The sequence below is a fragment of the Methanomethylovorans sp. genome (assembly GCF_050177135.1).
Lineage (GTDB): Archaea > Halobacteriota > Methanosarcinia > Methanosarcinales > Methanosarcinaceae > Methanomethylovorans.
Genome location: NZ_JBFXHJ010000144.1, coordinates 1 through 5,478 on the forward strand (window position 1 = coordinate 1; position 5,478 = coordinate 5,478).

A 5,478-nucleotide genomic window follows, 5' to 3' on the forward strand; every position below is an offset into this window, starting at 1 on the left:
AAAAGTTTAGACATATTAAATTGTTACTGCTTTTCACTCCTTTATTCCACAGAAGATAACAACTGTGCGAGATAAATCTGTTCATATCTAACACCTGTATGGTCCTATCTTCTAAAAGAACACACCGTTTCAGACGAAAACAAGATCAAATGCGTTATTCTGTTCTGTAATTAGGTAAAAGATAAGCCATCCAAATCCTATGAACATACATTACAAAAATCTCAAAAAAAATATATTAAATATTGTCGGATTTTTAGAGTAATTTTAAATATTACTTCATGCAAGGTACCATGAATTACAACGGAACAATAAAACAATTAAAAATACTCCATGGACCATGGAGTGGATGGTAAAATGCGAATCAAGTTAAACAAATTGGTCTGTATAGGCTTTGTACTATTTTTGTTTTTAATGACAGCTGGGGTCAGCTCAGCTGTTCCACATTTAGATATTGATGATAATTTGGTGTCAGTGTATGAAAATGAGCCGCTGAGTTTTACTGTTTCTGCAACAGATGATGATATTAATGCTACTATAACATTTGATGTTATAAATTCGCCAGATGGAGCAACATTTGTTCCGGGCACAGATTCAAATACACACGTTTTCAGCTGGACGCCACCAACTGGCACAGCAGGCATGTACACTGTAACGTTCATTGCGACAGCTAATGAAGAAACAGACGATGATACTGTAACGATCATTGTCCGTGCAGTAAACAAAAACGATCTGATCGAAGCTATTGAAGACGCCAATGCAAAAATATTAAGCGCGGTTCCTGGGAATGAGATCGGACAATATCCGCAGGCAGCGATAACTGCATTCCAGACAGCAATAAATACCGCACAAGCAGTTGCTGACAATCCAACTGCAACGCAATCACAGATAGACCAGGCTGAAACCAATTTGCAAGAAGCTGAAGAGACATTCGATGATGCCAGAATAAAGTCCATAGATAAAAGTGCATTGACATCAGCCATTACAGCTGCCAATACAAAAGTATCAACTGCAGTCGCAGGAACTGGTATCGGTCAGTATCCGCAAGCATCAATAGACGCATTCAGGGCAGCTATCGCTGCGGCACAGGCTGTTGCAGATAATCCAAATGCAACGAATGCAGAAGTGAGCCAGGCCGTTACGGCCCTTAAAGCAGCTGAAGCAACATTCGATGCTTCGAGACAGGTGCCGCCCGCTTCCGTTACAAACCTGAGGGAAACAGCTACAGGAACGAGCTGGATCTACTGGACATGGACAAACCCAACTGATGCAGATTTTAGTAATGTGATGGTCTACATAGACGGAGTATTGGTAACAAGCACGCCCAACAACTATTATAACGCAACAGGACTTCCTGAAGGATCAGTGCATACCATAGGCACTCAAACTGTAGATACTGCCGGGAACATCAATCCCGCAACTATAACCGATCAGGCGACCACCAGGACCATAGACAGGACTCCACCGGCACCTGTAACGAACCTCCATGAAAGCAGTATAGGTGCAAGCTGGATATACTGGACATGGACCAATCCTGCAGATCAGGATCTCAGTCATGTGAGGATATACATAGATGGTGCATTTGTCACCACCACTCCCAACAATTATTACAATGCAACAGGACTTAGCAATGGAGTGGAGCATGCTATAGCTATCGAAACAGTGGATACTTCAGGAAACATTAATACTGCACAGGTAACTGATCCGGCAACCACATTGAAATTGCCTGTGATCTCAAATGTCGCCGGAAAGAGCATAAAGACCACTTCGATCACACTGGAGTGGGATGCTTCTGATGATACTGCGACTGTACAAATAAGCGTGGATGGCATTCTTCTTGATACTGTGACCGGATCATCATATGTACATAGTGACCTGAATAGATCCACAACTTACAACTATACTCTGGTCCCATTCAATGAGAACGGACTGAAGGGTGAAGCAGTAAGCATTAGCCTCACAACATCTTCTTCCAGCAGTGGCGGAGGAGGCAGTAGCGGAGGAAGCAGCAGTAAAAAGAGTAGCAGCGGTGGCGGAGGAGGCGGTGGCGCAGGTAGCGTTGAGGACTTTGTAAACGTCGCTATGAAAGATGTGGACAGTGAGTACCTGAGAATGAATAGCAATGTCACCTATGAATTCTCAAGAGATGGTAATCCTATTCAGAAGGTCAGTTTCTATTCCCTTAAGAACTCAGGTGAGATTACTTCTACCATAGAGGTTCTGAACAACAGATCAAAGCTTGTACCAATCAATTCTGAAGGATTGCTGTATAAATATGCTAATATATGGGTAGGTAAGGCCGGTTTTGCTACATCGGATAACATAAGGGATGCACAGGTAGAGTTCAGGGTGAACAATTCATGGATGGAAGAGATGGCAATAAGCGCTGATGAAATAAAATTGCAGCGATATAATGGAACTGCATGGGAAGTGCTGCCCACGACCCTGGAAAGCAAAACAACGGACTATTCCATATTCAAAGCTCGGACACCTGGATTTTCTCCATTCGCGATCACAGCGGGAAAGGCCCTTGCTTCTTCTATCGATGATAATGGTGAGAACAGTACGAATATGGAAGATATTGGACTGGAGAACACTAAGACAGAAAAATCAAGGATCTGGACATACATCATGGCCTTCCTTCTGATAGGTATACTTGCAGTTGGATATGAGTACCTGAAGAGACAGAAAAGTTAAATGGCCTTTCCTTGCAAATATGGAAAGTAGTTAAATTGAGTTCAGTGCAACCATAAACCCTTTGAAGGCATATGGTTGCCAGCATTTTTTAAAAAGAATATATAGTAGCATTTAGTAACATTTTCTTCAGATATGTTACTTTATCTCATTTATTGTTGCCTAACAACGGAATGCGACTGGCAATGTGCTGACCATACCTCGTGGCAACATAATAACTGAAACAACCCAGAAATATACCTGCTATAAAATCCGCGATCCAATGTATACCTAAATAAAATATAGTGAACTGGATGGTCAGGGTCAGTGCAACTGCGAATATCTTGAATCTTTTGAAATCGGTCCTGAACACGATTATAAGCATCGCCATTATAGACAGAGCAGCATGCAGACTCGGAAAACAATTATCCTGAAGGGGGTCTACTACAGCCAACCCTTCCCGAACAATGGGATCGAGGTCATACAATAATGGCATTACATTAGGAAGAGAATATCCTGTCACCTTCACAGGTGTGAATATATAAAACGGGAAAGCTACAAGATATGTAAGAATAAAAGCAATCGAATATTCCTGCAAAACTTTATACTGCCTGGTAATTATGAGCAAAAGAAAAGTAAATACCAGCAGATATGAGAAACCGCATAGGTAGATGAAAGCGCTTATATAGGTCAGTACAGGGTTGATCACCATCTGGAAATAGCTTACCTTGCTGCCTTCCAGAAGTAAGATATATTGCGCCAATTGTGGAAAATAGATCATCTTGGATTGCATTGAAAAAATAACCTGTGATTTCATGAGCAGATAGATGAATCCGGCAAGGATAAGATACGGATAGACACGGGGAGACATAATTTGATCCTTGATGTCCTTTATCCCTGCAAACCGCTTCCTCTGACCTTCTGGCAGAAAAACATAGCATCCTGCAACGATCATTAAAAAAATGATAGAGACCAATAACAAAAGAAAAAAAATAGCCTTCATGGTTATCCTTCTTCAATAATGATTTCCGTTTAAAATTACTCTATGCTCTATATATTTTATTGTTTCCTGCAATTCAAGTTTACAAAACATACAGGCTGTGGTAAATTGCCATGGCATAAATCGCAACACCTTTTTATCACATAAACTCGTCCTTTTCCAAAATTTGGTTGAGGTGAAGGAATGAAGAAAATCTGTTTACTTCTTATATTATCGATCATAGCCTTTTCAAGCGGCTGTGCAGATAATGGCCAGTCAGAGATAGTAGAAAAAGGCGACAACATCAGCGTTAACTATGTAGGAAAATACGACAACGGCACTGTTTTTGACACGTCTTGGATCAATGTTTCAAAAGAGGCAGGACTATATGATGCTTCAAGAAACTATGAGCCTCTGTCATTTGTTGTCGGAGCAGGACAAATGATCAGCGGTTTTGATAATGGAGTACTTAATATGACCATAGGTGAAAAGAAAACATTAAAACTTTCGCCTGATGAAGCCTATGGAGAGTATAAAAAAGAATATCTTATCCCTGTACCCAGATCCGATCTTGAAAATAACAGTATAGTGCCTGAAATAGGTAAACAGGTAGGGACATTAATGGGAGTTGCAACCATTGTAGACATTACGGATACTAATGTAACACTTGACTTTAACTCTCCACTTGCCGGTAAGAATCTGACATTCGATGTTGAAGTGGTTTCTATAGAGAAGGCTAGTAAGTAACAATAAAATTTACTGACTTCTCCTTTTTCAGACACCTTGTATTCAACAGATTTAAATATTTATAATTGAATGAAAAGTGGTTTTATTGAGAACATGTAATAAGATGCTTGTGGAAGGTGTCAGAAATAGAGAGAGAAGAGAAAGTAATGATAGTTTTGCTAATGATGGTGCTTTTGTCACTGTCTGTAGCTTACGTGACTTTTTATCAGGATGGAACACAGATACAGGAACTTAGTACCTCTTCCAGACCTGGAGAGATAGTATATATTGAAGGTATCGTGGCGTCCGAGCGTTTTACGAATACCGGTGATCATTTGCTGATAGATGTGGAACGTGGTTCAGAGACCATAAAGGTCTTTGTTTCCAGGGATAAAGGAGCTAAGGAGATAGCTTCTATAATCGGTGAAAATAACAAAGTGAGGGTGACCGGTGAGGTCCAGGAATATCAGGGTGAACTGGAAATCGTGGTGCAGGATGTGAGTGGTATTGAACTGCTTTGACAAGGAAACAATATAATGTCAAACGTTTCCGGCAAACATATATGTAAAAAAGAACATCGTAAAATGTATGAAAGCATGTATCATGTGTGGCGGAGAGGGGACGAGGCTGCGTCCTTTGACATTCGAACGGCCTAAACCGAGCATTCCTATACTCAACAAGCCTTCAGTAGTTCATCTTATTGAACACCTGGCAAACGAGGGATTCAATGACATAGTCATTACTCTTGGATATATGGCTGAAAAAATAGAAGAACAGCTTGGAGACGGGCGGATATACGGCGTGCATATCAATTATGTATACGAGGATGAAAAACTCGGTACTGCAGGCGGTGTGAAGAACGCTGAAAAATATCTAAAAGGGGAACCTTTCATTGTACTTGGTGGCGACCATGTACTAAATCTTAACCTAAGAGAGTTATACAGATTCCATGAACGGATGAGTGCTAAAGTTACAATTGCACTCCTCTCTATCGATGACCCGAGTGAATTCGGTATCGCAGATATGGATGTGAACAACAGGATACACCGTTTTCTGGAAAAACCGGGCCCCGGTGAAATATTCAGTAATCTTGCAAGTACCGG

Annotated in this window: 5 protein-coding genes; 4 read left to right on the forward strand and 1 reads right to left on the reverse strand. The window is 40.8% G+C overall.

The genetic code is table 11. The features are described 5' to 3' along the window. The first annotated feature begins 411 nt into the window (after positions 1-411). Complete coding sequence (locus AB7U21_RS10025; protein WP_428388738.1) at positions 412-2,694, forward strand: PGF-pre-PGF domain-containing protein; 2,283 nt, start codon at positions 412-414, stop codon at positions 2,692-2,694. A gap of 145 nt (positions 2,695-2,839) precedes the next feature. Here AB7U21_RS10025 and AB7U21_RS10030 read toward each other — a convergent pair whose 3' ends face one another. Beyond that, a complete protein-coding gene (locus tag AB7U21_RS10030; RefSeq protein WP_428388740.1) occupies positions 2,840-3,673 on the reverse strand; it encodes a phosphatase PAP2 family protein in 834 nt (277 codons plus the stop codon). A 180-nt stretch (positions 3,674-3,853) separates the two neighbouring features. Between AB7U21_RS10030 and AB7U21_RS10035 the strand changes: the two genes are divergently transcribed. From AB7U21_RS10035 to AB7U21_RS10045, 3 genes are all read left to right on the forward strand, one after another. Continuing rightward, positions 3,854-4,396, forward strand: coding sequence for an FKBP-type peptidyl-prolyl cis-trans isomerase (locus AB7U21_RS10035; protein ID WP_428388742.1), 543 nt, complete (start codon positions 3,854-3,856; stop codon positions 4,394-4,396). A 116-nt stretch (positions 4,397-4,512) separates the two neighbouring features. Beyond that, positions 4,513-4,896, forward strand: a complete 384-nt coding sequence (locus AB7U21_RS10040; RefSeq protein WP_428388745.1) for an OB-fold nucleic acid binding domain-containing protein — start codon at positions 4,513-4,515, stop codon at positions 4,894-4,896. Between the two features lie 67 nt (positions 4,897-4,963). Next, the coding region (locus tag AB7U21_RS10045) for a nucleotidyltransferase family protein (protein ID WP_428388747.1) at positions 4,964-5,478 on the forward strand (515 nt) is incomplete at its 3' end.

Bases quoted from the DNA above. Each gene is read 5' to 3' on its own strand.
- AB7U21_RS10030 (WP_428388740.1), bottom strand. From the start codon at position 3,673: ATGAAGGCTATTTTTTTTCTTTTGTTATTGGTCTCTATCATTTTTTTA.
- AB7U21_RS10035 (WP_428388742.1), top strand. From the start codon at position 3,854: ATGAAGAAAATCTGTTTACTTCTTATATTATCGATCATAGCCTTTTCA.
- AB7U21_RS10025 (WP_428388738.1), top strand. From the start codon at position 412: ATGACAGCTGGGGTCAGCTCAGCTGTTCCACATTTAGATATTGATGAT.